This is a genomic window from Streptomyces sp. NPDC092296 (assembly GCF_044755465.1).
Taxonomy (GTDB): domain Bacteria; phylum Actinomycetota; class Actinomycetes; order Streptomycetales; family Streptomycetaceae; genus Peterkaempfera.
In genome coordinates, this window is the sequence record NZ_JBIVRB010000012.1 from 20,262 (window position 1) to 46,453 (window position 26,192).

General features: G+C 74.0%; 19 protein-coding genes, 1 tRNA gene and 1 pseudogene. 16 read left to right on the forward strand and 5 right to left on the reverse strand.

Going from position 1 to position 26,192, the window contains the following annotated elements; genetic code table 11:
- Positions 1 to 47: 47 nt before the first annotated feature.
- The 11 genes from ACIQGZ_RS22560 (at position 48) to der (ending at position 14,117) form a co-directional block, all read left to right on the forward strand.
- Entirely contained in the window at positions 48 to 2,786 is a 2,739-nt protein-coding gene (locus ACIQGZ_RS22560) for a tetratricopeptide repeat protein (protein ID WP_402604489.1), read from the forward strand.
- Positions 2,787 to 3,020: 234 nt separating this feature from the next.
- Positions 3,021 to 4,136 carry an alanine dehydrogenase gene (gene ald / locus ACIQGZ_RS22565; RefSeq protein ID WP_402604491.1) on the forward strand — a complete coding sequence of 372 codons (1,116 nt, stop codon included), beginning with the start codon at positions 3,021 to 3,023 and terminating at the stop codon, positions 4,134 to 4,136.
- Between the two features lie 448 nt (positions 4,137 to 4,584).
- A complete protein-coding gene (locus tag ACIQGZ_RS22570; RefSeq protein ID WP_402604773.1) occupies positions 4,585 to 5,670 on the forward strand; it encodes a ParA family protein in 1,086 nt (361 codons plus the stop codon).
- Positions 5,655 to 6,236: a hypothetical protein gene (locus ACIQGZ_RS22575; RefSeq protein ID WP_402604494.1), complete on the forward strand. Its 582-nt coding sequence runs from the start codon at positions 5,655 to 5,657 to the stop codon at positions 6,234 to 6,236. Before ACIQGZ_RS22570 ends, ACIQGZ_RS22575 begins: the two co-directional genes overlap by 16 nt.
- Before the next feature lie 84 nt (positions 6,237 to 6,320).
- Complete coding sequence (locus ACIQGZ_RS22580; RefSeq protein ID WP_402604496.1) at positions 6,321 to 7,292, forward strand: segregation and condensation protein A; 972 nt, start codon at positions 6,321 to 6,323, stop codon at positions 7,290 to 7,292.
- A gap of 269 nt (positions 7,293 to 7,561) precedes the next feature.
- Positions 7,562 to 8,113, forward strand: a complete 552-nt coding sequence (scpB, locus tag ACIQGZ_RS22585; RefSeq protein ID WP_402604774.1) for an SMC-Scp complex subunit ScpB — start codon at positions 7,562 to 7,564, stop codon at positions 8,111 to 8,113.
- An 87-nt stretch (positions 8,114 to 8,200) separates the two neighbouring features.
- Positions 8,201 to 9,466 carry a pseudouridine synthase gene (locus ACIQGZ_RS22590; protein ID WP_402604498.1) on the forward strand — a complete coding sequence of 422 codons (1,266 nt, stop codon included), beginning with the start codon at positions 8,201 to 8,203 and terminating at the stop codon, positions 9,464 to 9,466.
- A gap of 400 nt (positions 9,467 to 9,866) precedes the next feature.
- The gene (locus tag ACIQGZ_RS22595) at positions 9,867 to 10,952 is read left to right on the forward strand and encodes a prephenate dehydrogenase (RefSeq protein WP_402604500.1); all 1,086 of its coding nucleotides are present in this window, start codon (positions 9,867 to 9,869) and stop codon (positions 10,950 to 10,952) included.
- Between the two features lie 173 nt (positions 10,953 to 11,125).
- Positions 11,126 to 11,845 (forward strand): (d)CMP kinase, encoded by a 720-nt coding sequence (gene cmk / locus ACIQGZ_RS22600; protein ID WP_402604502.1) that lies wholly within the window; start codon positions 11,126 to 11,128, stop codon positions 11,843 to 11,845.
- Between the two features lie 44 nt (positions 11,846 to 11,889).
- Positions 11,890 to 12,552 carry a lysophospholipid acyltransferase family protein gene (locus tag ACIQGZ_RS22605; protein WP_402604777.1) on the forward strand — a complete coding sequence of 221 codons (663 nt, stop codon included), beginning with the start codon at positions 11,890 to 11,892 and terminating at the stop codon, positions 12,550 to 12,552.
- Between the two features lie 89 nt (positions 12,553 to 12,641).
- Entirely contained in the window at positions 12,642 to 14,117 is a 1,476-nt protein-coding gene (gene der / locus ACIQGZ_RS22610; RefSeq protein WP_402604504.1) for a ribosome biogenesis GTPase Der, read from the forward strand.
- Positions 14,118 to 14,218: 101 nt separating this feature from the next.
- Here the strand turns inward: der and ACIQGZ_RS22615 are convergent, their stop codons facing one another.
- The gene (locus ACIQGZ_RS22615) at positions 14,219 to 14,677 is read right to left on the reverse strand and encodes a hypothetical protein (RefSeq protein ID WP_402604505.1); all 459 of its coding nucleotides are present in this window, start codon (positions 14,675 to 14,677) and stop codon (positions 14,219 to 14,221) included.
- 160 nt (positions 14,678 to 14,837) lie between these two features.
- Complete coding sequence (locus ACIQGZ_RS22620; protein WP_402604508.1) at positions 14,838 to 15,653, reverse strand: hypothetical protein; 816 nt, start codon at positions 15,651 to 15,653, stop codon at positions 14,838 to 14,840.
- A 597-nt stretch (positions 15,654 to 16,250) separates the two neighbouring features.
- Between ACIQGZ_RS22620 and ACIQGZ_RS22625 the strand changes: the two genes are divergently transcribed.
- From ACIQGZ_RS22625 to ACIQGZ_RS22645, 5 genes are all read left to right on the forward strand, one after another.
- A complete protein-coding gene (locus ACIQGZ_RS22625) occupies positions 16,251 to 16,925 on the forward strand; it encodes a transglycosylase family protein (protein WP_402604511.1) in 675 nt (224 codons plus the stop codon).
- 693 nt (positions 16,926 to 17,618) lie between these two features.
- The gene (locus tag ACIQGZ_RS22630; protein WP_402604513.1) at positions 17,619 to 18,482 is read left to right on the forward strand and encodes an acyl-CoA thioesterase; all 864 of its coding nucleotides are present in this window, start codon (positions 17,619 to 17,621) and stop codon (positions 18,480 to 18,482) included.
- 78 nt (positions 18,483 to 18,560) lie between these two features.
- Positions 18,561 to 19,364, forward strand: coding sequence for a DUF1684 domain-containing protein (locus ACIQGZ_RS22635; protein WP_402604515.1), 804 nt, complete (start codon positions 18,561 to 18,563; stop codon positions 19,362 to 19,364).
- Positions 19,365 to 19,491: 127 nt separating this feature from the next.
- The gene (locus ACIQGZ_RS22640; RefSeq protein ID WP_402604779.1) at positions 19,492 to 20,787 is read left to right on the forward strand and encodes an MFS transporter; all 1,296 of its coding nucleotides are present in this window, start codon (positions 19,492 to 19,494) and stop codon (positions 20,785 to 20,787) included.
- Between the two features lie 128 nt (positions 20,788 to 20,915).
- A tRNA-Pro gene (locus ACIQGZ_RS22645) sits at positions 20,916 to 20,989 on the forward strand.
- 167 nt (positions 20,990 to 21,156) lie between these two features.
- On the opposite strand, the pseudogene ACIQGZ_RS22650 reads toward ACIQGZ_RS22645, so the two are convergent.
- The 3 genes and pseudogenes from ACIQGZ_RS22650 to ACIQGZ_RS22660 form a co-directional block, all read right to left on the reverse strand.
- Positions 21,157 to 21,857: pseudogene (locus ACIQGZ_RS22650) on the reverse strand (integrase core domain-containing protein).
- A gap of 481 nt (positions 21,858 to 22,338) precedes the next feature.
- Positions 22,339 to 24,138, reverse strand: coding sequence for an ABC transporter ATP-binding protein (locus tag ACIQGZ_RS22655; protein ID WP_402604517.1), 1,800 nt, complete (start codon positions 24,136 to 24,138; stop codon positions 22,339 to 22,341).
- Positions 24,135 to 25,988 carry an ABC transporter ATP-binding protein gene (locus tag ACIQGZ_RS22660; protein WP_402604519.1) on the reverse strand — a complete coding sequence of 618 codons (1,854 nt, stop codon included), beginning with the start codon at positions 25,986 to 25,988 and terminating at the stop codon, positions 24,135 to 24,137. The genes ACIQGZ_RS22655 and ACIQGZ_RS22660 overlap by 4 nt, the downstream gene beginning before the upstream one ends.
- Positions 25,989 to 26,192 lie beyond the last annotated feature (204 nt).

The following is a 26,192-nucleotide window of genomic DNA, read 5'->3' on the forward strand; positions in this document are numbered from 1 at the left end:
GGACCACTGCCGGCCCGCCGGGTGGCGAGGTGTCAGGAGTGGCGCGCGTGGCAGGCGAGACGGCGACCGACCCGGTGCGCCGGCACGCACCGGACCTGCTGCCGCCCGACCCCGAGCCCTTCGTCGGCCGCCACCCCGAACTCGCCGCGCTGCGCGCCGAGGTCGCCCGCGCCGGGCTGACCGGACCGGCCGCGCCCGACGCGGGCCGCCCCCGGGTCCTGGTGGTCGCCGGGCGGCCCGGTTCCGGGCGGACGGCCCTGGCCGTACGGTTCGCCCGCAGCGTCGCCGCCGACTACCCCGACGGCCGGCTCTTCGCCCGGCTCGCCGGCCCCGACGGCACCCCGGTGCCGCCCGGCCGGGCCGCCCGGGAGCTGCTGGCCGCCCTCGGAGTGGCCCCGGGTGCGATCGGGCTGCCACCGGACGACACCGGCACCGACACCGGCACCGGCACCGACTCCGATCCTGAGACCGACCAGGCCGATGATCAGACCGCAGGCCCGGCCGGTGATCCGGCCGAGGACCCCGCCTGCGCGCTGCTGCGGCGGACCCTGCGGGGCAGGCGGGCCGTGCTGGTGCTGGACGACGTGCCCGACGCCGCCCGGCTGCGGCCGCTGCTGCCCGAGGAGGCCGGCTGCCTGGTGGTGGCCACCGCCGCCGGTCCGCTCACCGGCATCGCGGACGCCCGGCCCTGCGTACTCGGCGGCCTGGACCCGGCCTCGGCCGTGGCGCTGCTCACCGCCCTGGTGGGGGAGACCCGGGTGGTCTGCGACCCGGTCGGCGCCGCCGAACTGGCCGAGGCGTGCGGCTGCCACCCCGGCGCGCTGCGGCTGGCGGCGGGCTGGCTGCGCACCCGGCCCCGGGCGGCCGTCCCCGACGCCGTCCAGGCGCTGGCCGACACCCCCCGGGCGGCCGCGCGGGCAGCGGCGGCCGCCGCCGCGCCCGTACCGCCGCCCGCGCCCGCCGAGCCACCGGCCGCCCGGGGCGAGGACCTGCTCGCCGTCTGGGACTCCTTCCACACCGACCCGCCGCCCACCCCCTCGGGCGCACCCCCGGTGACGGCCGCCGACGGGGACGCCCTGCTGGTCTGGGAGGCCGTCCGCGCCGGGGCGGCGGCGCCCGCCGCGCCGGGAGCGGAGGGTGAGGCGTCCCGGCTCCTGCGTACGGAGGAGCCGCTGACCGGGCCGCGCCTCAGCGGCCGCCCGGCGGCGGCCGAAGGCCCGGCGGTGCCCGGGACGGCACCGGAGGCATCCCGGCCGGTGGACAGCTCGGCCCGGCTGCGCCGCACCGAGGAGCCGCTGACCGGGCCGCGCCTCAGGGCCCGCCCGGCGCCGGGCCCCCGCGCCGCCGCCCACCGGGGGCGCGCGGTCGACGCGATGGCCCCCACCCGGGACGGCCCGCGCGCCGACCGCGCCGCCGCCCCGCCGCCCGCCGCCGACCCGCCCGCCGCCGACCCGGCCGACCAGGACCAGCACCGGGATCGGGACCAGCCGCCCGCCGCCGTGCCGCCCGCCGCCGTGCCCCCCGCCCGGGAGGCCGCCGAGCCGCCGGGCGCGGCGCACGACCGGCACCGCTGGGCCTTTGTGCTGCTCTACCGGGGCCTGCCGGCCGCCCAGGCCAGGCTGCTGCGGCTGCTGGTCCTCGCCCCCGAGGGCACCGCCGACCGGCGCACCGCCTCCGCCCTGGCCGGCTGCCCGGCCGACTCCGCCGAGCTGCTGCTGCGCCGACTGGCCGAGCAGCAGCTGCTGGCGGAGGAGCCCGCCCGGCCCGACGGCACCGTCCGCTACCGGCTGCCCGCCCGGCTGTACGAGCCGCTGGCCGCGCTGCTCGCGGACACCGAGCGCCCGGCGGAGACCGAGCTGGCCCGTGCCCGGCTGCTGGAACGCCTGGTCCGACTGGTGGACTCCTGCCGGGCGCTGCTGGCCCCCGAGCCGGGGCAGCCCGCCCCCGAACCGCTGCCCGGCGCCCTGCGGCTGCACTCCGCCGCCCACGCCCGTGACTGGCTCGCCCGGGAACTGCCGCTGCTGCGCGCCGCCGTCCGGGACGCGGTACGGGCAGCCGACCTGGACGGCCCGGCCGCCCGGCTGGTCGCGGCGCTGGTCCGTACGCTGCCCGCCGCCGGGATCGCCGCACCCGACGTGCTGTACGAGCTGCACGGCCAGGTGCTGGTGGTCGCCCGGCGCACCCGGCAGCCGCAGCGGGAGGCCGCAGCGCTGATCAACCTGGGCGACCTGCTCACCGCCGCCGGCGACCACCGCCGGGCGCTGGACCGCTACCACGCCGCCCTGGAGCCGGCCAGGGCGGCGGCGGACGACGCCGCGGGCGCCCGTGCGCTGGAGGCGGTGGCCGGTGCGCACCGGGCGCTCGGTGACCCGCTGCGCGCCGCCGACTGGTACGGCAGGGCGCTGGCCGTCCGCCGCTCCCGGGGCGAGCAGCGGGCGGAGGTTCGGCTGCTGGCCCGGCTGGCCGAGGCGCACGGCGCGCGGCGGCGGTACGAGGAGGCGGGTCGGGAGTACCGGGCGGCGCTGGCGCTGCTGCGCAGGCTGGGGGAGGACGCGGCCCAGGTGGGGGTGGGGCTGGCGGCGGCCCGGCTGCTGCTGCGGGCCGGGCAGTGGGAGCAGGCGCTGCGCGCCCACCGGGAGGCCCTGCTGGTGGCGCGGCGGGTCGCGGACCCGGCGCTGGAGGCGGCGGCGCTGCGGGGCCTGGCGGACGCGCTGGAGCGGACCGGCGACGCCACCGGGGCGCGGCTGCACCGGGCGCAGGCCGCACAGGTGTCCGGCTCATCATGATTGGCACCTTGCGGGCGAATCAATCGTCTTTGCGAGGTCGGCTCGCTGGCAAGCCTACGAAACTGCCAATGATCGCCAGATATTTGGTCGGTTTGTAAGGCTGGTGCTTGGCCTGGGCTTCATTACACTCGATTGCAGTCGCGCGGTGCGTTGACACGACGGCGTGCCAACGCCATGCGACCACCCGCCGGTGCATTGCCGGCCGGGACCCCCAGGCAAGGGACGTGTATAGCCGTGAAGGTCGGCATCCCCCGCGAGGTCAAGAACCACGAGTACCGCGTGGCCATCACGCCCGCCGGCGTGCATGAGCTGGTCCGGGGCGGCCATCAGGTCGTCATCGAGCGCGACGCCGGCGTCGGCTCGTCCATTCCGAACGAGGAGTACACCGCCGCCGGCGCGGTCATCCTCGACACCGCCGACGAGGTCTGGGCCACCGCCGACCTGGTGCTGAAGGTCAAGGAGCCCATCGCCGAGGAGTACCACCGGCTGCGCAAGGGCCAGACCCTCTTCACCTACCTGCACCTGGCGGCCTCCCGGGAGTGCACCGACGCGCTGCTGGAGTCCGGCACCACCGCCATCGCGTACGAGACCGTGCAGCTGGCGGGTGGCGCGCTGCCGCTGCTGGCGCCGATGTCCGAGGTCGCGGGCCGGCTGGCCCCGCAGGTCGGCTCGTACCACCTGATGCGCCCGTCCGGCGGCCGGGGCGTGCTGCCCGGCGGCGTCCCCGGCGTGGCGGCGGCGAAGGCCGTCGTGATCGGCGGCGGTGTCTCCGGCTGGCACGCGGCCACCATCGCCATGGGCATGGGCTACCAGGTGACGCTGCTGGACCGGGACATCAACAAGCTGCGCGAGGCCGACCGGATCTTCGGCAACCGCATCCGGACCATCGCCTCCAACGCCTTCGAGCTGGAGAAGGCCGTCCTGGACGCCGACCTGGTGATCGGCGCGGTGCTGATCCCCGGGGCCAAGGCGCCCAAGCTGGTCACCAATGAGCTGGTCTCCCGGATGAAGCCGGGCTCGGTGCTGGTCGACATCGCCATCGACCAGGGCGGCTGCTTCGAGGACTCGCGTCCCACCACGCACGACGACCCGACCTTCCCGGTGCACGGCTCGGTGTTCTACTGCGTCGCCAACATGCCGGGCGCGGTGCCCAACACCTCCACCTACGCGCTGACCAACGCCACGCTGCCCTACATCGTGGAGCTGGCCAACCGGGGCTGGAAGGAGGCGTGCCGCCGGGACGCGGCGCTCGCCAAGGGCCTGAACGCGCACGAGGGCCAGCTCACCTACGGCCCGGTCGCCGAGGCCCACGGCCTGCACGCCGCCGACCTGGAGACCGTGCTCGCCTGACGTACCGGCCACCGGTCCGACCGGTGCCCCCGGAGCTGCCGGGGCGTCAGGGGTCGGCCCCCGGCGCCCCGGCCAGGGCGGGACACCCGATGGTGTCCCGCCCTGCGGCATGCCCGGACACCGGCCCGGTCACGCGGTATTGTCGCCACGTCAACATGTGTGTCCCGTCTCACCCGAGCCGTGGTCCAAGTCGACCTGCCGCTTTGCCGTCCCGGCGGAACAATGCCGTCAGGGCCCCGTTGATCTCTTGACAGGCGGGGCTTGCGTACCCGACACATCGGGCCCACTACGGTGGATTGTGTTGCTGCGAACGCCTGAAACGGCCTAGAGTCGCGAACCGTCGGCGTTCTGTCTTCACGCTGACCAATCAAGAAGTGTCCTGGTCGCCAAGGAGGTAAGACGACTTGTGAATGAGTCGACATTTGCTCCCGGGGGTGGTCAGCCAGGACTGGCGGAGCACGCCGCCGGTCGGCCGGGTGACGACCCCGGTACCCGGTTGCATGCCGTCGGCTCGGTGGCCGTCCGTACCTTCGAGGCACGTCAGGCCGCCGACCACGAGGGCGACCTGGCCGAACACGGCCTCTCCTACAGCGAGTTCCCCTACGGGGCGTACGACGACCCCGACGCCGAGTACGAGCCCGACCCCGAGTACGCCGCCACGCTGGCCCCGGACGCCGCCCGGCAGCGCCGCGAGCGGGTCGGCCCGACCGGCCGACCGCTGCCGTACTTCCCGATCCCCGCGCCGCTGGGCGAGCACGGACCGGCGCAGATCATCGCCATGTGCAACCAGAAGGGCGGCGTCGGCAAGACCACGTCCACCATCAACCTGGGCGCCGCGCTGGCCGAGTACGGCCGCCGGGTGCTGCTGGTCGACTTCGACCCGCAGGGCGCGCTGTCGGTGGGCCTGGGCGTCAACCCGATGGAGCTGGACGTCACGGTCTACAACCTGCTCATGGAGCGGGGCATGACCGCCGACGAGGTGCTGCTGAAGACCGCCGTCCCCGGCATGGACCTGCTGCCCAGCAACATCGACCTGTCGGCCGCCGAGGTCCAGCTGGTCAGCGAGGTGGCCCGCGAGTCGGCGCTCGCGCGGGCGCTCAAGCCGCTGCTGCCCGACTACGACTACGTCATCATCGACTGCCAGCCCTCGCTCGGCCTGCTCACCGTGAACGCGCTCACCGCCGCGCACAGCGTGATCGTCCCGCTGGAGTGCGAGTTCTTCGCGCTGCGCGGTGTCGCGCTGCTCACCGAGACCATCGAGAAGGTCTGCGAGCGGCTCAATCCCGAACTGCGGCTGGACGGCATCCTGGCCACCATGTACGACTCGCGGACCGTGCACAGCCGCGAGGTGCTGGCCCGGGTGGTCGAGGCGTTCGGTGACCACGTCTTCCACACCGTCATCGGCCGTACCGTGCGGTTCCCGGAGACCACCGTGGCGGGCGAGCCGATCACCACCTACGCCACCAACTCGGTGGGCGCCGCCGCCTACCGCCAGCTCGCCAGGGAGGTGCTCGCCCGGTGCCCCGCCGAGTGAGTCTCCCGGGAGCCGACGAACTGTTCCGGACCACCGGGGGAATGGCACTCTCGCCCTCCCTCGCCCGGCAGCAGGACGCGGCCCGGCCGGAGACCGCCCGAGGGGCGGGCGCCGCCCAGGGCGCCGGCGGCGGGGAGCAGCGGCAGCCCGAGGAGGGCGCCCGCCCCGGCGAGCGGCCGCGCCCCGGCGCCGAGGGGGCCGGTCCCGGCGAGGAGCACAGCAGCGCGGCCGACGCCGACGCCGCGGCCCGGCGCGCCGGCCCCGGCCAGGTCGGCCGCCCGGTGGGCGGCGGGACGCCGCCCGGCGCCGAGGGGAACGCCCGCCGCAAGTCGCGCAACGCCGCCCGGCGCCCCAGCGGCCGGGAGCGGCACGACGAGAAGATCACCGTCTATGTCTCCGCCGAGGAGCTGATGGACCTCGAACACGCGCGGCTGGTGCTGCGCGGCGAGCACGGCCTGGCCGTCGACCGGGGCCGGATCGTGCGCGAGGCGGTCGCCGTGGTCCTGGCCGACCTGGAGCAGCGCGGCGAGGCGAGCATCCTGGTACGGCGCCTGCGCGGCCGCTGACCGGACGCCCTCCCGGGGCACCCGCCCCGCGTGTCGCCGCTGCCGGACGCCGTACGGCCGTCGCAGGGCGCACCATGGACTGCGATGCCGACCACCCCAGACCACCCCCCGGACCTCCCGGACCACCCGGCGTCCGAGGAGCCCGGCCCCGACCACGCGCCCCCCGGCGCGGTGGCCGCAGCTGCGCCGCAGGCCGCCGACGCGCCGCCCAGGGGCGGCTTCCAGGTCCGGCTGGCCAACTTCGAAGGCCCCTTCGACCTGCTGCTCGGCCTGATCTCCAAGCACCGGCTGGACGTCACCGAGGTCGCCCTCTCCAAGGTCACCGACGAGTTCATCGCCCACATCCGCGCCATGGGCCCGGACTGGGACCTGGACCAGGCCACCGAGTTCCTGGTGGTCGCCGCCACCCTGCTCGACCTCAAGGCCGCCCGGCTGCTGCCCGCCGCCGAGGTCGAGGACGAGGAGGACCTGGCCCTGCTGGAGGCCCGCGACCTGCTCTTCGCCCGGCTGCTCCAGTACCGCGCCTACAAGCAGGCCGCCGCCGTCTTCGCGGAGCGCTGGGCGGCCGAGCAGCGGCAGCGGCCCCGTACGGTCGGCCTGGAGCCGCACCACGCCGCATTGCTGCCCGAGGTCGTGATCAGCATCGGCGCGGAGCGGTTCGCCCGGCTCGCGGCCAGGGCGATGGCCCCCAAGCCCCGGCCGGTGGTCTATGTGGACCACATCCACACCCCGCCGGTGAGCGTCCGGGAGCAGGCCGCGCTGGTGCTGGAGCGGCTGCGGGCGGCCGGGGAGGCGAGCTTCACGGAGCTGGTCGAGGACGCGGCGGACAGCCTCACCGTGGTGGCCCGCTTCCTGGCGCTGCTGGAGCTGTACCGGGAGCGGGTGCTCGCCTTCGAGCAGGCCGAGGCGCTGGGCGAGCTGACTGTGGTGTGGATCGGTGCGGAGGGGCGGCAGGTCGAGGTCACCGACGAGTTCGACCGGCCGCCGGAGCAGCAGGACGACGGCGCCGCCGCGCGACGGCGCGGCGGCGGTACGAAGGACGGTGACCCGGGATGAGCGACGACGGCCTCCACGAGGGCGCGGGCGACGCCCCGTACGCCCCCCGGCAGCGCCCCGCCCGCCGCCGGCTGGGCCTCCCCGGCCGGCCCCGGCCCGCCGAGCAGCTGCCACCGGCCCTCGCCCCGCTGCGGGACGAGCCGCGGCCCCAGCCCGCGCCTCAGCCCGTCACCGCGTCCGAGCCCGTTACCGAGCCCGAGCCCGAGCCCGAGGCGGAGCCGGACGCGTTGGCGGCCGTACCGCTGCGGGCCGCGCTGGAGGCGATCCTGATGGTGGTCGACGAGCCCGCCACCGAAGCCCACCTGGCGGCGGTGCTGGAGCGGCCCCGCCGGGAGGTCGCCGCCGCGCTGCGGGCGCTCTCCGCCGAGTACACCGAGGCCGGGCGCGGCTTCGACCTGCGGTTGGTCGCCGGCGGGTGGCGCTTCTACAGCCGGGCCGACTGCGCCCCCGCCGTCGACCGCTTCGTCCTGGACGGCCAGCAGGCCCGGCTCACCCAGGCCGCCTTGGAGACACTGGCGGTCGTCGCGTACCGTCAGCCGGTGTCCCGATCCCGGGTCTCCGCCGTGCGCGGTGTGAACTGCGACGGCGTGATGCGTACGCTGGTGCAGCGGGGTCTGGTGGAGGAGACGGGCACCGAACCCGAAACAGGTGCGATCCTGTACCGGACGACGAACTACTTCCTGGAGCGGATGGGGCTGCGCGGCCTGGACGAGCTGCCGGAGCTGGCCCCCTTCCTGCCCGAGGTCGACGACGTGGAAGCGGAGTCGCTGGAGGGCTCAGTGATCGCCGAGGCGGTCGCCGCCGCGCGGGACGGACAGTAGGGGCGTCGCCAGTACGACGCGACAGCAGCTCCATTTCAGCTGGGACTCTTCAGCTGGGCCGACGACGGAATCGACAACGGACTTTTCATGCGTAGCAGTGGCAGGAACAGCGGCGGCCAGGGCGGCAACCGCGGCGGGTACGGCAACCGGGGCGGCGGCGCCGGCCGCGGCCAGACCGGAGGGCGCGGCGGCCAGGGCGGCCAGGGTGGCGAGCGCGGGGGCGGCTACCGGGGCGCGGGGTCGGGTTCCCCCCGGCCGGGCTCCGGCTCGCCCCGGCCGGAGTCCGGCGGGCAGCGGGACGGACGCCAGCAGCGCGACTCCCGGCCGCCGCGCCCGGAGGAGCGCAGCTACGGCGAGCGCGGTTACGGTGAGCGCGGTTACGGTGAGCGCAGCTACGGCGGCGGTGAGTACGGTGGCGGGCGCCCCTCCTCGGGCGGCGGCCGCAGGCCGCAGGGCCAGGGCGGCGGCCAGGGCCGCGGTCCCGCCCAGGGCCGTGGACCGGGCCCGTCCTCCCAGGGCCGTGCCCCGCAGCGCCCCGCCCGCTCCCGCGAGCTGGAGGCCAAGATCGAGGACGCGGTGCGTGCCCGCCACGACAAGCCCCAGGTCAAGGTCCCCAAGACCTTCGGCGAGCCCGAGGGCGAGCGCCTGCAGAAGGTCCTCGCTCGGGCCGGTATGGGCAGCCGCCGCGCCTGCGAGGAGCTGATCGACCAGGGCCGCGTCGAGATCAACGGCAAGATCGTGCGGGAGCAGGGCGTCCGGGTCGACGCGGAGAAGGACGAGATCCGGGTGGACGGCCTCACCGTCGCCACCCAGTCGCACCTGTTCTTCGCGCTCAACAAGCCCGCCGGCGTGGTCTCCACCATGGAGGACCCCGACGGCCGCCAGTGCCTGGGCGACTACGTCACCAACCGGGAGACCCGCCTCTTCCACGTCGGCCGGCTCGACACCGAGACCGAGGGCATCATCCTGCTCACCAACCACGGCGAGCTGGCCCACCGCCTCACCCACCCCCGCTACGGCGTCACCAAGACCTACCTCGCCGCGATCATCGGGCCCATCCCGCGCGACCTGGGCAAGCGGCTCAAGGAGGGCATCGAGCTGGAGGACGGCTTCGCCCGCGCCGACAGCTTCAAGGTGGTCGAGAACACCGGCAAGAACTACCTGGTCGAGGTCAGCCTGCACGAGGGCCGCAAGCACATCGTGCGCCGCATGCTCGCCGAGTCCGGCTTCCCGGTGGAGCGCCTGGTGCGCACCCGCTTCGGGCCGATCGCGCTCGGTGACCAGAAGTCCGGCTGGCTGCGCCGCCTCACCAACCCCGAGGTCGGCCAGCTGATGCGCGAGGTCGGCCTCTAGCCGCCCCCGCCCGGTCATGAGCGCCACGCAGCGGCCCCGCCGCCGCGTGGCGCTCTGCCGTGTCCGGGCAGTCCGGGCAGTCCGGGTACCGGAACCGTCTCGGCTGCCGTAACCGTCTCGGCTGGCGGAACCGCCGTCCCGGATCGCGGGCGCCGTCGCTAGCCTGTCCCGCAGCCGCCCGGAGCGGGATGCCGGGCGGCACCGACCGGACGGCCGGGCGGTGCCTGCGCCGCCGCCCGGCCACCGGTCCATCGCCCGGCCCCGGTCCGCCGGCCAGTCCCGGTCCGCTGGCCTGCCACCCGTCCGCGTCGCCCGGCCCGGCCACTGGTGGACAATGGCCCCAGGGCCCGGACCGACCGGCCGGGCCGGCTCCCGACGCCTCCAGGGGACGTACACCGCCATGCGCACAGTCGCCGTCGTCGGCACCGGACTGATCGGCACCTCCACCGCCCTCGCCCTCACGGCGCGCGGCATCACCGTGCACCTGGAGGACGCGGACCCCGACGCCGCCCGCACCGCCGCCGCACTCGGCGCCGGCACCGTCGAACCCGCCGCCGAACCGGTGGACCTCGCCGTCATCGCCGTGCCGCCGCTGCTGGTCGGCCAGGTGCTCGCCGACTGCCAGCAGCGCGGCCTGGCCCGCTGCTACACCGACGTCGCCAGCGTGAAGTCCGGCCCGCGCGCCGATATCACCGCGCTCGGCCTGGACACCACCCACTACATCGGCAGCCACCCGATGGCCGGCCGGGAGCTCTCCGGACCGCTCGCCGGACGCGCCGACATCTTCGAGGGCCGCCCCTGGGTGCTCACCCCCACCCCCGACACCGACACCGACACCCTCAACGCCGCGCTGGAGCTGGTCGCCCTCTGCGGCTCGGTACCGGTGGTGATGGACGCCGCCGCGCACGACCGCGCCGTCGCCCTGGTCTCGCACACCCCGCAGCTGCTCTCCTCGCTGGTCGCCGCCCGGCTGGAGCACGCCGAGGAGACCGCCGTACGGCTCTGCGGACAGGGCGTGCGCGACGTCACCAGGATCGCCGCCTCCGACCCCCGGATGTGGGTGGACATCCTCAGCGCCAACGCCGACATGGTCGCGGACATCCTGGAGGACCTCGCCGGCGACCTCGGTGAGACCGTCACCGCGCTGCGTTCCCTCCAGGCCGCCGACGAGGCCAAGCGCCTGGCGGGCGTCCGGGGCATCACCGAGGTCATGCGGCGCGGCAACGCCGGCCAGGCCCGCATCCCCGGCAAGCACGGCGCCCCGCCCACCCGCTACGCCACGGTGGCCGTCCTCATCGGGGACCAGCCCGGCGAGCTGGCCCGGCTGTTCAGCGACGCCGGCGAGGCCGGGGTCAACGTCGAGGACGTCTCCATCGAGCACTCCACCGGGCAGCAGGCCGGCCTGGTCCAGCTGTCGGTGGCCCCGTCCGCCGCGACCGGGCTCATCACCGCGCTGCGCGAGCGCGGCTGGCGGGTGCGGGACTGACCGGGGGCCGCGACAGGAAGGGGTACGGTCTCGGTGTCACGGGTCCGGTGTCACGGGTCCGGGCGGTCGCGGTCCACGGGGTCGCCCGGGTCGACTAACCTTGAGGCACACCACCCCCGCGCCATGCCCCGAACGCCATGGTGCGAAGACCACGCCGTGAAGAGAGGTCCCCCGTGGAAACTGCCGGCCGAGCGGACGCCCCGGTCGTCGTGGCCATCGACGGACCCTCGGGTTCGGGCAAGTCCACCGTCTCCCGCGCCGTCGCCACCCGGCTGGGGCTCAGCTTCCTCGACACCGGTGCCATGTACCGGGCGATGACCTGGTGGATGCTGGCCAACGAGATCGACGTCGAGGACGCCGAGGCGGTCGCCACCGCCTGCGCCAAGCCGGTCATCGTCTCCGGTACGGACGCGGCGGGCCCCACCATCACGGTGGACGGCCAGGACGTGGCCGGCCCGATCCGCGGCCCCGAGGTCACCTCCCGGGTCTCCGCCGTCGCCGCCGTCCCCGAGGTCCGCAGCCGCCTGGTCGAGCTCCAGCGCGCCTCCGCCGTCGCCGCCGAGCGCGGCATAGTCGCCGAGGGCCGCGACATGGGCACGGTGGTCTTCCCTCAGGCCACCGTCAAGATCTTCCTCACCGCCTCCGAGGAGGCCCGCGCCGCCCGCCGCGCCGCCGAGCTGCGCGCCAAGGGCGTGGACGAGGCCACCATCACCGCCATGGCCGCCGACCTGGGCCGCCGCGACGCCGCCGACTCCACCCGCGCCACCGCCCCGCTGGCCAGGGCCGCCGACGCGGTCGCGGTGGACACCAGCGACATGACCCTGGAGCAGGTCATCGACCATGTGGTCGACCTGGTGCAGGCCCGCGCCCCGCATACGGTGGCCGCCGGGTGAGCAGCACCGACCCCCGTACGGCACCCCGGCTCACGGCCCCGGCCGTGAGCCGCGCCGCCGCCACCCCGCCGCGCCCCACCGGGCGCGGCGCCGCCGTCGGCCGCCGGATCGGCATCGCGCTGGCCCGCACCGGCTGGCGGGTCCGGGTGCTCGGCGCCTGGCGGGTGCCGTCCGTGGGGCCGGTGATCCTGGCCGCCAACCACGCCAACCTGGTGGACGGCCCGCTGCTGATGGGAATGTCCCCGCGCCCCACGCACTTCCTGGTCAAGGAGGAGATGTTCAGCGGCCCGGTCGGCGCCGTACTGCGCGGGGTCGGCCAGATCCCGGTGCAGCGGCGCAGCGCCGACCGCACCGCCATCGGCAGCGCCCTCGCGGTGCTGGCGGACGGCGGCGCGCTGGGCGTCTTCCCCGAGGGCACCCGGGGCGACGGCGACTTCGCCACCGTGCAGGGCGGCCTGGCCTACCTGGCGCTGCGCTCCGGCGCCCCGGTCGTCCCGGTGGCCGTCTTCGGCACCGGCGAGCGGGGCCGTGGCCTCGGTGCGCTGCCGCCGCTGCGCGGCCGGATCGACGTGGTCTTCGGCGACCCGTTCGACGCCGGCGACGGCTCGCCGCTGCGCACCCGTACGGCCATGCGGGAGGCGTCCGAGCGGGTCCGCACCCGGCTGGCCGGGCACCTCGCCCAGGCCCGGGAGCTGACCGGCCGCTGAACCCCCCCCAGACCTCCGCGCCCGCACACCCGTGGCGCGCACCCTTCGGCCCTCGGGGCCGGACCGATGGACGAAAGACGGCACCGCACATGAGCAACGAGAACGTCGGCACCTCCCCGGAGGCGACCGCCTTCGACCACGGCGAGCTGGACCCGGCCGAGTACGCCGAGTTCCTGGAGCTGGCCGCCGAGGAGGGCTTCGACGCCGAGGACGTGGACGGCGACCTCGCGGCGGCCGGCCACGGCCCGCTCCCGGTGCTCGCCGTCGTCGGCCGGCCCAACGTCGGCAAGTCGACCCTGGTGAACCGGATCATCGGCCGCCGCGAGGCCGTCGTGGAGGACCGCCCCGGCGTCACCCGCGACCGGGTCACCTACGAGGCCACCTGGAACGGCCGCCGCTTCAAGCTGGTCGACACCGGCGGCTGGGAGGTGGACGTCCTCGGCATCGACGCCGCCGTCGCCGCCCAGGCCGAGTTCGGCATCCAGTCCGCCGACGCGGTGCTCTTCGTGGTCGACGCCACCGTGGGCGCCACCGACACCGACGAGGCCCTGGTCAAGCTGCTGCGCCGCTCCGGCAAGCCGGTGGTGCTCTGCGCCAACAAGGTCGACGGCCCCTCCACCGAGGCCGACGCCGCCATGCTCTGGTCGCTCGGCCTCGGTGAGCCCTTCCCGGTCTCCGCGCTGCACGGCCGAGGCTCCGGCGACCTGCTGGACGCCGTGATGGACGCCCTGCCCGCCGCCCCGCCGCAGACCTTCGGCGTACCGCTCGGCGGCCCCCGCCGGGTCGCGCTGCTCGGCCGCCCCAACGTCGGCAAGTCCAGCCTGCTCAACCAGGTGGCCGGCGAGGAGCGGGTCGTCGTCAACGAGGTCGCCGGCACCACCCGCGACCCGGTGGACGAGCTGATCGAGCTGGGCGGCAAGACCTGGAAGTTCGTCGACACCGCCGGCATCCGCCGCCGGGTGCACCTCACCGAGGGTGCCGACTTCTACGCCTCGCTGCGCACCGCCTCCGCGCTGGAGAAGGCCGAGGTCGCGGTGATCCTGATCGACGCCAGCGAGAGCCTGGCCGAGCAGGACACCCGGATCATCACCATGGCGGTGGAGGCCGGCCGCGCCGTGGTCATCGCCTACAACAAGTGGGACCTGCTGGACGAGGAGCGCCGCTACTACCTGGAGCGCGAGATCGAGAAGGATCTCGTCCAGGTGCGCTGGGCGCCCCGGGTCAATGTCTCCGCCCGCACCGGCCGCCACATGGAGAAGCTGGTCCCGGCCATCGAGACGGCGCTGGAGGGCTGGGAGACGCGGGTGCCCACCGGCAGGCTCAACTCCTTCCTCGGTGAGCTGGTCGCCGCCCACCCGCACCCCATCCGGGGCGGCAAGCAGCCGCGCATCCTCTTCGGCACCCAGGCGGGCGTCCGGCCGCCGCGCTTTGTGCTCTTCGCCTCCGGCTTCCTGGAGGCGGGCTACCGCCGCTTCGTGGAGCGCCGGCTGCGCGAGGAGTTCGGCTTCGCCGGCACCCCGATCTCGATCTCGGTACGGGTGCGCGAGAAGCGCCGCCGGAAGTAGGCCCGTACGTGCCCGAGGGCCCCGGCCGCCGTCCCCGTCGAGGGAGCGGCGGCCGGGGCCCTCGGGCGTCCCCCCACCTGGCCGTCAGCGGTGCCGGGCCGTCAGGGGCGGCCGGTCCGGCCCGGCGGGAGGGAGAGCATCCCCCGGTGCCGCCCGGCGGGGCCGTGCCCCTGCGAGGCCGGGGGGATGTGCCCGACCGGCATCCAGCCGCCGTGGCCCTGGCCGGACTGGCCACCCTGGCCGGGCTGCCCCAACCCGGGCTGTCCCTGCGCGGCCGGTGCGGTCGAGCCGTGCTGGTGCCCCTGGGCGAAGTGCGGCGCGGCATAGCCGTGGCCGCCATGGGTGTGGTCGGGCTGCCCGGCACCCCGGCCGCCCTGCTCCGGCATCTCCTCGCGGCGCCCCCCGTACGGCCGCCGCAGGCCGAACCCGGTGAACCGGAGGTCCTCCTCACCGGCCCGATCGCCGGGCAGCGCCCGGAACAGCCGCCGGTACTCGGCGTACAGCGCGTCGTAGATGGGGGTGGCGGAGACGGGGTACTCCGCCTCGTACGCCGGTCGCATGCCCGGGATCACATGGGCGCCGGCCGGCCGGAGGGCGGGGGAGGGGTCGTAGGTCTGCACACACGGCCAACGACCGGGAGGCCGCCGGGATGCGGCCTGCCGGCCGGTGACCCGGGATCACCGACCGGCAGGCCGCCCGCAGGGCGAGGCGGGACCGGGCTCAGGTACCGGCCAGCGGCAGCACCGCGCCGGCCAGCACGCCCTGCGCGGCGGCCCGGTCCAGCGCCTGGCGCAGCAGGTCCTCCCGGGGCTGGTTGCCGATGGTGCCGACCGGCGCCGCGTACATGAACACCTGGGACTGCCGGCTGGCCGCCGCCCGCCAGGTGTCGGTGACCTGGAGCGGCTGGTGGGCCTGCCACCAGGCGACGGTGCCGCCGCCCGGCGCGGGCTGGAGCACGGCGTGCAGCTGGCCGAGCGCCATCAGCACCGACCAGCCGGGCAGCTGCGCGGGCGGCTTGTTCACATCCCGTACGGCCATGAAGCCGTGCTCCACCAGCAGTTGCAGGAACTCGTCCTGCCCGGAGGTGCTGCCGGGCCGGCCCACCGGCACGGTCGGCTCGACGACCAGCGCCGCGTGCGGGGTGTCCCCGCACAGGACCAGGCCGCAGGTGACGCTCAGCACGGCGGGCTGCGGTTCGCCGCCCGTCGCGGCTGCGGCAGCGGTGGGGGGCTGCGGCGCGGCGGCCGGCTGGCCGCCCTGGGCGTCGCCGATGCTGCGCATCGCGCCGCGCAGTTGGTCCTCGGTGACCGGGACCACCTGGGAGGGGATGCAGCGGGCGTGGGCGAAGGCCAGCACGGCGGTCTCGTCGCCCATGAAGAGCACGGTGCTGGTCTGCTCGCGCAGCGAGTCGCCCGGGGTGCGGCAGGACGTGCAGTCGTAGGTGTCGGGAGCGTGGCCGCCGGCGAGCAGTCGGTCGGCCTCGTCGTCGCCGATCTCGGCACGGACCTCATCGCTGACGTCGAGCATGCGCGGCACGGGGACTCCTCGGTCGTTTCTGTGATCGGGGCGCCGGGTGCGGGATGCCCCGGCCTCAGTGCCCAACGGCCGGATGTGTTGGGAGTCACGGTTAGGAGGTCGCCAAGTCGATAATTCATCGCAATCCGACTGCGGAGCGTGCGTCAGTGCTCGCGGAGTGTCGAAGGTGTGCGCAATGTTGCGGACGGGCCGCTGTGAGCTCCGTCACGCCGCCTGCCGGCCGGCCTTCGGAGAATACCGACAGAACGCCTGAATCGGACGCGCCGAATAGATCATTACCGGCGGTAACGGGCAGGTGAGCAGCAAGAACCCCGAACTGGTTGAAAGCGGCAAGCCGGACTACCTACGGTTCGTCACCGGTGCAACGAGCACCACCCGGGTACGCCCTCCAGCCCATCGGGCAGCCGCAGTTGAGCGGTTGCCAGATGACCGCCGCCGCGATCTGACAGGCCGCCGGCGGGGGTGGGGGGCGGTCGGCGGCGGCGCGTCACGTCCGACACGTGCACGCCCGCCGGAGCGGACGGAGCGACGGTACGGCGGCCGGGAAACCGGCCCGTACGTGCCGGACGGTCCGCCCGGGGCTGTCGAGAGGAACCCATGAGTCTTCGTCACGAGACCGACGCCGTCCCGACCGCCGAGCGCGCCGAGGGCGGCCGCAGCCGCCGGATGCGCGCCGCCGTCGTCGCCGGTGCCGTCGCCGCCCTCCCGGCGGTGGGGCTCGTCACGGCCACTTCCGCCTCCGCCGCCTCCGGCTCGACCTGGGACGCCGTCGCCCGCTGCGAGAGCGGCGGCAACTGGAGCATCAACACCGGCAACGGCTTCTACGGCGGCCTGCAGTTCACCAGGAGCACCTGGGCGGCGTACGGCGGCACCCGCTACGCGGTGACCGCGAACCAGGCCAGCCGGGGCCAGCAGATAGCCGTGGCCGAGCAGGTCCTCGCGGGCCAGGGCGCCGGTGCCTGGCCGGTCTGCGGCGCCCGCGCCGGCCTCACCCGCGGCGGCGCCCCGGCCCGGGTGGACACCTCCTCGGCCCGCACCCAGGCCCACACCCGGGTCCACCGCAGCACCGGCTCGACGGCCAGCCGCTCGGAGACCCGCACCCCGGCCGCCACCAACGGCCACGCGCGCCACTACACCGTCCGCAGCGGCGACACCCTGGGCGCCATCGCGGCCCGGTACGGCACCAGTTGGCAGCGGCTCTACACGGCGAACAAGCACACCATCGGCGCCGACCCCGACCTCATCCTCCCCGGCCAGCACCTCTCCCTCTGACCTCCCCCGGGGCGGGCCCACCCCCCTTGGGGGACCGGGCCCGCCCCGGGCCGCGCCGAGAGCACCCACCCCCGCCCCGGCAGGGGCGCGAGGAACCGCGCGCCCAGCCCCCCACCGCCCCTGACCCAACCCCTCTGACCATCACCCGGCCCCGCCAGGGGCGCGAGGAACTGCGCGCCCAGCCCCCCACCGCCCCTGACCCAACCCCCCCTGACCATCACCCGCCCCGGCAGGGGCGCGAGGAACTGCGCGCTCAGCCCCCCACCGTCCCTGACCCAACTCCCCTGACCATCACCCGGCCCCGCCAGGGGCGCGAGGAACTGCGCGCCCAGCCCCCCACCACCCCTGACCCAACTCCCCTGACCATCACCCGGCCCCGCCAGGGGCGCGAGGAACCGCGCGCCCAGCCCCCCACCACCCCGAACCAACCCACCCCACAACCACTCCATCCCACCTACTCTCCACCCCACCACCCCGAACCAACCCACCCAACAATCACCCCCACCCACCCACTCTCCACCCCACCACCCCGAACCAACCCACTCTCCACCCCACCACCCATCGCGAAGCCCCGCCCCCCAGCCCCAGGGAATGCCCCGGCCCCCGCCAGACTTCTCCTCTGCGGAGAGAAAGCGGCAACCCCCGGCGGAGCCCCGCCCGCCCCCTGCCGCCACCGGGAGAGGAAGCAAGCGCATGGGCAGCCCCGTCGACCACCTCGTCGACCTGCTCGACCTGGAGCAGATCGAACTCAACATCTTCCGCGGCCGCAGCCCCGAGGAGTCGCTACAGCGCACCTTCGGCGGCCAGGTCGCCGGCCAGGCCCTGGTCGCCGCCGGCCGCACCGTGGACGACGCCCGCCCCGTCCACTCCCTGCACGCCTACTTCCTCCGCCCCGGAGTACCCGGCGTGCCGATCGTGTACCAGGTCGACAGCCTCCGCGACGGCCGCTCCTTCAGCACCCGCCGCGTACTCGCCATCCAGCAGGGCCGCAGCATCTTCGCCCTCACCGCCGACTTCCACCGCCCCGAGCCCGCCGCCTTCGAGCACCAGGTCCCGATGCCCGACGTGCCCGACCCGGAAGACCTCCCCAGCGCCCTGGAGGAGGTCGGCGCCAGGATCGGTGAGCGGCCGCCGTTCATCAGCCACCGCCAGCCCTTCGACATCCGCTACGTGGAGCGGCTGCGCTGGACCAAGGAGGAGCTGGTCGGCGTCGAGCCCCGCAGCGGCGTCTGGCTCCGTACCAACGGCAAGCTGCCCGACGACCCGCTGATCCAGGTCTGCGCCCTCACGTACGCCAGCGACATGACCCTGCTCGACTCGGTCCGGCTGCCCGTCGAACCCCTCTGGGGCCCCCGCCACTTCGACATGGCCTCGCTCGACCACGCCATGTGGTTCCACCGGCCGTTCCGCGCCGACGAGTGGCTGCTCTACCAGCAGGAGTCGACCGTCGCCGTCGGCGCCCGCGGCCTCGCCCGGGGCGAGATCTTCGACCGGCAGGGGCAACTGGTCGTCTCGGTGGTGCAGGAAGGTCTCTTCAGGCGGGTCTCCGACGCCTGACCGGCGGCCCCGACCCGACCCGACCCGGCCCGATCCGCCCCGACTCCCGACCCGCCGCACCCCGCCCAGGAGGGCCAGATGACCGACCCGTCCCGCCGTGACGACTGGCAGAGCTGGCGCAACGCCCGTACGGAGGCCGCAGGCGCCCCGTACGGCCCGCTCGCCCTGACCGGCACCCACTGGCTCGACGAGCCGCCCGCCGCACCCGCCGCGCTGCCCGGACTGCCCGGCCGCTGGTCCGCCGGCACCGGGGACGCGGCGGGCACCGTCGTGGTCACCGCCGCCGCCGAGGACGGCCTCACCGCCGACGGCGTGCCCGTGGACGGCACCGTACGGCTGCGCCCCGACACCGACCCGGCGCCGTCCACCCTCACCCTGGGCGAGCGCCGCCTCGTACCGATCCGACGCGAGGGCGTCTTCGCCGTCCGGGTGTACGACCCGGACTCGGCGGCCCGCGCGGCCTTCGCCGGCATCGACGCGTACGAGTGGTCGGCGGCCTGGGCGCTGCCGGCCGTCTTCACCCCGTACGGCGACGACCGGATCGTGGCCGTACCCAACGCCGACGGCAGGGAGCGCGGCCTGGCCCTGGCGGGCGAGGTCGCCTTCGAACTCGGCGGCGAGACCCGCACCCTCAAGGTCAGCCGTACCGGCACCGGCCTCAGCACCGTCCTCGGGGACGCCACCAGCGGCCGGGAGACCTTCCGCTTCCGCTTCCTCACCCTGCCCGCACCCGACGCCGACGGCCGCACCGAGCTGGACCTCAACCGGGCCCATCTGCCGCCGTGCGCCTTCGCCGACCACTTCATCTGCCCCTTCCCGCCGCCGGGCAATGTGCTGCCGGTCGCCGTCGAGGCCGGTGAGAAGAGCGTGCTCCGCCGCTGACCAGCCCGCCGCCACCCGCCTCCGCCGGACCTCGTCACGAATACGGAACCCCGTGCCGACACCCACCCCTCCCACACCCGCTGAACCCGTTCCCGGCCCTTCCCCCCTCCCACCGCCCAGCCCTCCCATAGCCGCCGACCCCGAGCCCTCCCCCCTCCCTCCCGCGCCCACCCCGTCCGGCCGCCTGCGGCGCCTCGCCCGGGGCGCCCTGGCCGACATCACCCCGCTGCGGACCAGCCCGCACTACCGCCGGGTGTGGTTCGGCCAGACCGTCTCCTCGGTCGGCCAGCAGATGACGGCGGTGGCGGTCTCGGTCCAGGTCTACGCGCTCACCGGCTCCAGCTTCGCCACCGGCCTGGTCGGCCTGTTCTCGCTGGTCCCGCTGGTCGTCTTCGGCCTGTACGGCGGCGCCGTCGCGGACACCGTCGACCGCCGCAAACTCGGCCTGCTCGGCTCGGCCGGCCTCGCCCTGGTCTCGGTGGTGCTCGCCGCCCAGGCGGCCCTGGGCCTCCAGCACGTCGCCGTGCTCTACGCCGCCGTGGCCCTCCAGGCGGTCTGCTTCGCGGTGAGTTCCCCGGCGCGGTCCTCGATGGTGCCCCGCCTGGTACCGGCCGACCAGCTGCCCGCCGCCAACGCCCTCGCCACCGTCAGCATGAACCTCGGCCTCACCGTCGGCCCCATGGTCGGCGGTGTCCTGATCGGCATCTGGAGCTACCAGGCTGCCTACCTGGTCGACGCCCTCGCCTTCAGCGCCACCCTCTACGCCATGTGGCGGCTGCCCGCCATGCTGCCGCTGGGCGAACGCAAGGGCCGCGCCTCCGTCCTCGACGGCCTGCGCTTCCTGCGCGACCGGCCCAACCTGCGCACCAGCTTCCTCGCCGACCTGGCCGCGATGATCTTCGGCATGCCCCGCGCCCTCTTCCCGGCCCTCGCGGTCGGCTTCTACGGCGGCGACGCGCGCACCGTCGGCCTGCTGGTCTCCGCCCCCGCCGTCGGCGCCCTGGCCGGCGCCCTCTTCTCCGGCTGGGTCGGACGGGTCCACCGCCATGGGCTGGCCGTGATCAGCGCCGTCCTGGCCTGGGGCCTGGCCATCGCGGGCTTCGGCCTGGTCCGCAACCTCTGGCTGGGGCTGCTGCTGCTCGCGCTCGCAGGCTGCGCCGACACGGTCAGCATGATCTTCCGCAACACGATGATGCAGGTCGGCGCCCCCGATGACATGCGCGGCCGCCTCCAGGGCGTTTTCACCGTGGTCGTCGCCGGCGGCCCCCGCCTCGGCGACTTCGAATCGGGCACCGTCGCCTCCCTCACCAACCCGGCGTTCTCCGTCGTCAGCGGCGGCCTGGCCTGCGTCGCCGCCATCCTGCTCCTCACCGCCCGCTGGCCCGGCTTCGCCCGCTACGACGCCCGCCACCCCACCCCCTGACCCGCCACCCCACCGACCCGCTCCCGGCAGCGAGCACCCCCCGACGTGCTGTATTGTTTTCCACGTCGCCGGGACACCGGAGACAAGCCCCAAAGCCGGAAGCCGCAAGGCCCAGGGCAGCGAGGCATCGGGACGTGGCGCAGCTTGGTAGCGCACTTGACTGGGGGTCAAGGGGTCGCAGGTTCAAATCCTGTCGTCCCGACAGCGATGTCGGAGCCTCTGATCTGGGTGAAAGCCCAGGTCAGAGGCTCTTTTCATGAAAGCCTGGAGAGTGCGGACGGCGAGAACTTGACCCGGTCAAGTGCGCCAAGGAATGACTCTGGGGACCACTTGGGGACCTGCCCTTGCCGAATACCTCATCCATGCAGTTCAGGCGGCATGCTGGTATTCGTGGAGGATGCCGCCGAGTCGTGCTCGTCGTCGTATGTCCAGGTGGGCGATTCGGCCGGGGTCTTCGATCGGATCGGGCAGTGCGTGGAGTGGGCGGGCGTCGGCGATGCCTTGGTGCGGCCGGTGCCCGTTGTAGAACGTCTCGAACTCGCGCAGGGCGTGCAGGAGGTGTGGCTGGTCCCAGATCAGCGTGCGGTCCAGTAGTTCTCGTCTGCGGGTCTGCACCCACCGCTCCATGATCGAGTTCATTCTGGGCATCCGAACACCGCTGAGCACGACCTCGATTCCCGCGTCCTTGAGCACATCGTCGAACAGCTGGGGGAACCCCGAGCACGAGCAGTTCGCCGTGCACAGTGCAGGGCCGGCCTCCGCGTTTGGGCCTGGACCGGCAGCATGTCGGCGGGCGACCAGGTCGCGGTGCCAGCGCAGCACCGTGTCGGGCCGCACCAGCAGCCGCATCCGGCGCAGCGCTTCCCGTGGAAGACCCTGGAGCAGCGACGCGAGCAAGGCCCGGTCGATGGCGTGGAACCGGACCTGTTGTCCGTTCAGCTGTCTTTCCAGACGGCGATCTGATGGCGAAGGGCCAGGATCTCGATGTCCTTCTCGCGGTCGCTCATCGGCAGCAGCCGCAGCAGCGCGAACGTGTTCGTCAAGCCCAGGTACGCCAGTTTCAGCAGCACGACCGCTCATCATGCCGCACTCGCCACCACCGCGCGGCAGCGCCTGCCTGAGCGCCTGCGGTCGACAGCGAAAGGCCATCCCACCCGCATGGATGAGGTATTCGGCAAGGGCAGCGCCACAGCCACCACCCGGACGTAGAGCACTGGAGATCCGGATGCGAGGGAAACCCGCCCGTCCGGTTCGGGAAGGGGCCGTCGGAAAAGGACCCGAACCACGGGCACCTCGCCGGCGGCCTACTTCACTCGGCGAGCGGCCTGGGGAAACAGACTGACGGTGACGCCAGCACCGCGCTCCGGGCCGACGCTACCTACGTTCCATCCTCGGTTAAAAGACGCCGACCGAAACGCGTCGCGCCTGGCAGGAACGCATGACAACGGCAGCATAAGCCAAGCGTGTGTTGAGAACCGTGTCGACTCCATGAGCGCTGAGCGCTACCGCTGCCCGCCATCAGAGCTCAGGGAGTCTGCCTCCAAGGCGCGGCTAACCCGTGGGCTCGTCGGTGTAGGCGGCGGCCTGCATAGTGAATAGCTCGGCGTAGTAGCCGCCCTGATCGATGAGCTCGTCATGCGTGCCGACGGCGTCGACGCACCCGTGGCGCAGCACGAGCACGAGATCGGCCGACCTCACGCTGGAGAGCCGGTGGGTCACGTAGAACGTAATTGCGCCGGTGCGTGTGGCGAAGTCGCGGGCGGCGCTCTCGTAGGCGTCGATCATGCGAAGTTCGGATTCCGGGTCGAGCGAGTGCCCCGGCTCGTCGAGGGTGAGCACGAGCGGGCTGTCCTTCACAAGGGAGCGGGCGAGGCCGATAGTCTGCCACTGGCCGCCAGAGAGCTCTTCGCCATCGCGGTAGTCGCGGCCGAGGTAGGTGCCGAGGTCACCGATGCGGTCGGTCACCGAACGCGCGTGCGCCCGGTCGATGGCGGCCTCTATTGCGGTCGGGTCGTCGATGCGGTCGATGTCACCGACACCGATGCTCTCGCGCGCTGTAAAGGCGAAGCGCACGGAGTCTTGGAACAGGGCGGCGGACGCCCGGTGCCAGTCCTCCGGCGCCAGCTCATCAAGGAGCATGCCGTCGATCTCTATGCGCCCGGTGCTCGGTCGGTAGAGCCCCTGGACGAGCTTTATCAGCGTGCTCTTACCCGCGCCGTTCTCCCCGACGACGGCGACCGATGTGCCGGCCGGGATGTCCAGGCTGATGCCGGTCAGGCTCGGCTCGGTGTTGCCGGGGTAGCGGTAGCCGATGCCGTCGAGCCGCAGCCCCGAGGCGAGGCGGGCGGGTAGCTCGCGCGCAGCGCCGGCCTCACTGTGGTCGGCGCTGATCAGACGCAGCTCCTCGATGCGCTCCAGCCCGGTCGCCGACAGGCCGACCGTGTTGAGCTGCTGCAGCGCATTGGCGACCTGGCCGCCGACCTGGGTCGTCAGGGCGAGCACCATGACGAGCTCGCCCGCGTTTGAGTGCCCGTGCAGCGTCAGGTACGCGGTGTAGGCGATCGCCCCGAGCAGGCACAGCGCGAACGGAAGTTGGCCGAGCAGGCGGATTCCGTAGTAGCGGCGGTACCCGGCGGCCATCGCCGCTGCGAGGCTGTCCTGTGCGTCACCGTGCAGGGCGCGCACCCGCTCGGCGCCGCCGCCGAGGCGGATCTCCTTGACCCGGTCGGGGGTGGTCGCGGCATCCCGCAGGTTTCGGATGCGCCGCGAGAACACGGCGGCATCCTTCCGCGCGTCCTGCACGGGCTTCTCCGACGCGCTCGTCGTGAGTACCGGCACGGCGGCGGCGAGCACGAGCAGCAGCAGCAGCGGGTTGACCGTGGCGAGCAGGACGCAGGTGATGAAGAGCTGGATCGCGACCGCGCCGAGGCTGATCGTCGCCTCCAGCGTGATGCGGATGCTCGTGATGTCCTGCCGCAGCAGTTCGATCTTGTCGGCGACCTCGGCGGACTCGATTTCGTCTAGCGGCTGGTCGTTGTGGATGGCTCGCGACACCCGGCTGCTCAGCTCGATCTCATCCAGCTCGCCCAACTCGAAGTACCACAGGTGTCCGAAGTGGGCCAGCATGAGCTGGCCCGTGATGCACAGCGCTAAGCCCGCCGCGAGTGCGGAGAGCACGAGGGCTGGGCGGCCGGCGATGGTCGCGTTGGTGAGCCCGCGCACGAATATCGCCACACCCGGCTGAGCGATGCTGCCGAGGAGCAGCAGGCCTGCGCCGATGACGAGGCGCCTCTTGTCGATTGACCAGGACAGGGCGAGGATGACGCGAATTGCGTTCAGGGTCCGCTTCATCGCGCTCCCCCGCTCAGCGCGTACCGGGAGGACTGCGCCGTGTACATGCGCGCGTAGGTGCCACGGTGCGCGACGAGCTCGGCGTGCGAGCCGAGCTCCGTGATCCGGCCGCCATCCAGCACGGCGATCGTGTCGGCCCGCCGTACCGACGAGAAGCGGTGCGAGATGACGAGCGTCGTGATACCACGGGTGACTTCGAGGAAGTGTTCATAGAATTCAGCCTCGCCGCGGGCGTCCATCTGCGAGGTCGGCTCGTCGAGCACGAGTACCCGGCCGCCGTGCCGCACCGCGAACAGCGCGCGGGCGAGAGCGAGCCGCTGCCATTGCCCGCCGGAGAGGTCGGTGCCGCCGGGCAGCAGTCGTGACAGTGGCGTGTCGAGCCCGCGCGGCAGCGCATCGACGGCATCCCCGAGCCCAGCGTCGCGCAGTGCCCGGATCATCTCGGTATCGTCGCCGTCGCCACCGGACGCCTGCATCGCCACGTTCTGCCGCAGTGTCAGCTCGTAGCGGGCGTGGTCCTGGAACACGATCGCGACGTGCCGCTGCCACGCGAGCCGCTCGTCGGGCGTCAACTCAGCGCCGTCAACCGCGACCCGCCCGGCCGAGGGCGCGTAGAAGCCGGCCAGCAGTTTCACGAGTGTCGACTTCCCCGCGCCGTTCACTCCGACGATCGCTGTCGACTTCCCTGCTTCCAGCCGAAGCGACACGCCGCGCAGCACGTCGGTGCCGGGCTTGTAGCCGTAGACCACGTCGTCGAAGGTGATCTCGACCGGGCCCCCGTCACCCACCGCGGCCGGCGCGGCATCCGCCCGTTCCTGCGCCTCGGCGGCTGCGATCGGGCCGGTGCGCAGTGCCTGCTCCGTGGCGAGAATGGATTCCCACGCCAGCCGTCCGTACTGCATCTGAAGATCGGCCTCGGGGAAGAAGCTGCCGAACATCACGCACGCGAGCCCGGCCTGCAGCACGATCGCGATCGCCCCGGGCGAGACCCCGCCATGGCCGCCGACGGCGGTCAGCGCCACCGCCAGCAGGACGCTGGAGCCGACCATCGTCGCGATCGCGCAGTACAGCGCCGACGGGCCGTAGACGCGCCGCCTGGTGCGCCACAGCACCCGCAGATAGCGCATCGCCTCTGAGCGGTACCGCCGCTCGAGCCACCCGGTCAGGCGCAGCATCCGGATGTCCCTGGCCGAGAGCGGGTCGATCATGAGGTTGCGCAGGTACAGCGAGCGACGGCGGATCCGACTGAGGCGAACCGTGGTCGAGGACCATAGCGAAAAGGCATAAGTCTGGCAGAGCCGGTTCAGTAGCGCGATCGCCAGCCCCAGCACCGCGATCGGCACCGACGTGAGGACCGCCAGCAGCACCAGGATGCCCGCCAGCGCCGTGTACCTGGCGATCAGCGCGAGCGCCCCAGCGGAGGCACCGCCCGGCGTCCTCGCGCTCTGGTCGAGGGTCGAGTTCGCGTCGGCGACATGCTCGACGACCCCAGGCTGCTCGACCGCGCGCAGATTCGTCGCCGCACCCACAGAGTCGATCAGCCGCTGCGAGGCGAAGGCATCCACCCGCAATCGCACGCTCGAGGTCAGCGCGACCTGCAACGGCGCGGTCAGCTGCTGCACGACAAGCCCGACCGCCACCAGCACAACCCCGGCCACAAGCGACCCACCGTGCCCGGTCGCGGCCGACACGACCACCCCGCTGCCGAGGATCACGAACGGAATCGACAGGCCTGCGATCAGGTGCACTAACACCGTCACCGCGACGAGCCCCACCCCGGCATGGCGGAGCAGGAACAGCAGCTGCCCGGCCGCGCGCAGCCGATACGTCAACAAGGTCTTCACATGCACTCCCGTAGTCGACCTTTTGAGATGATCTGATCTCCGGATCGGCAGCTGCCAGTGCGAAACCCTACCGTGACGCGGGCTGTCGGCCAGGGCTTCGGCGTAGTCGGAAGGCGTCCGCTTCGTGACGGTTCGTTGGGTGGTGGGGGTGGGAGCAGGGCAGGCACGGGCTTCCAAGATCATGGAGTTCTCTACGCCCCGTGACCTGCC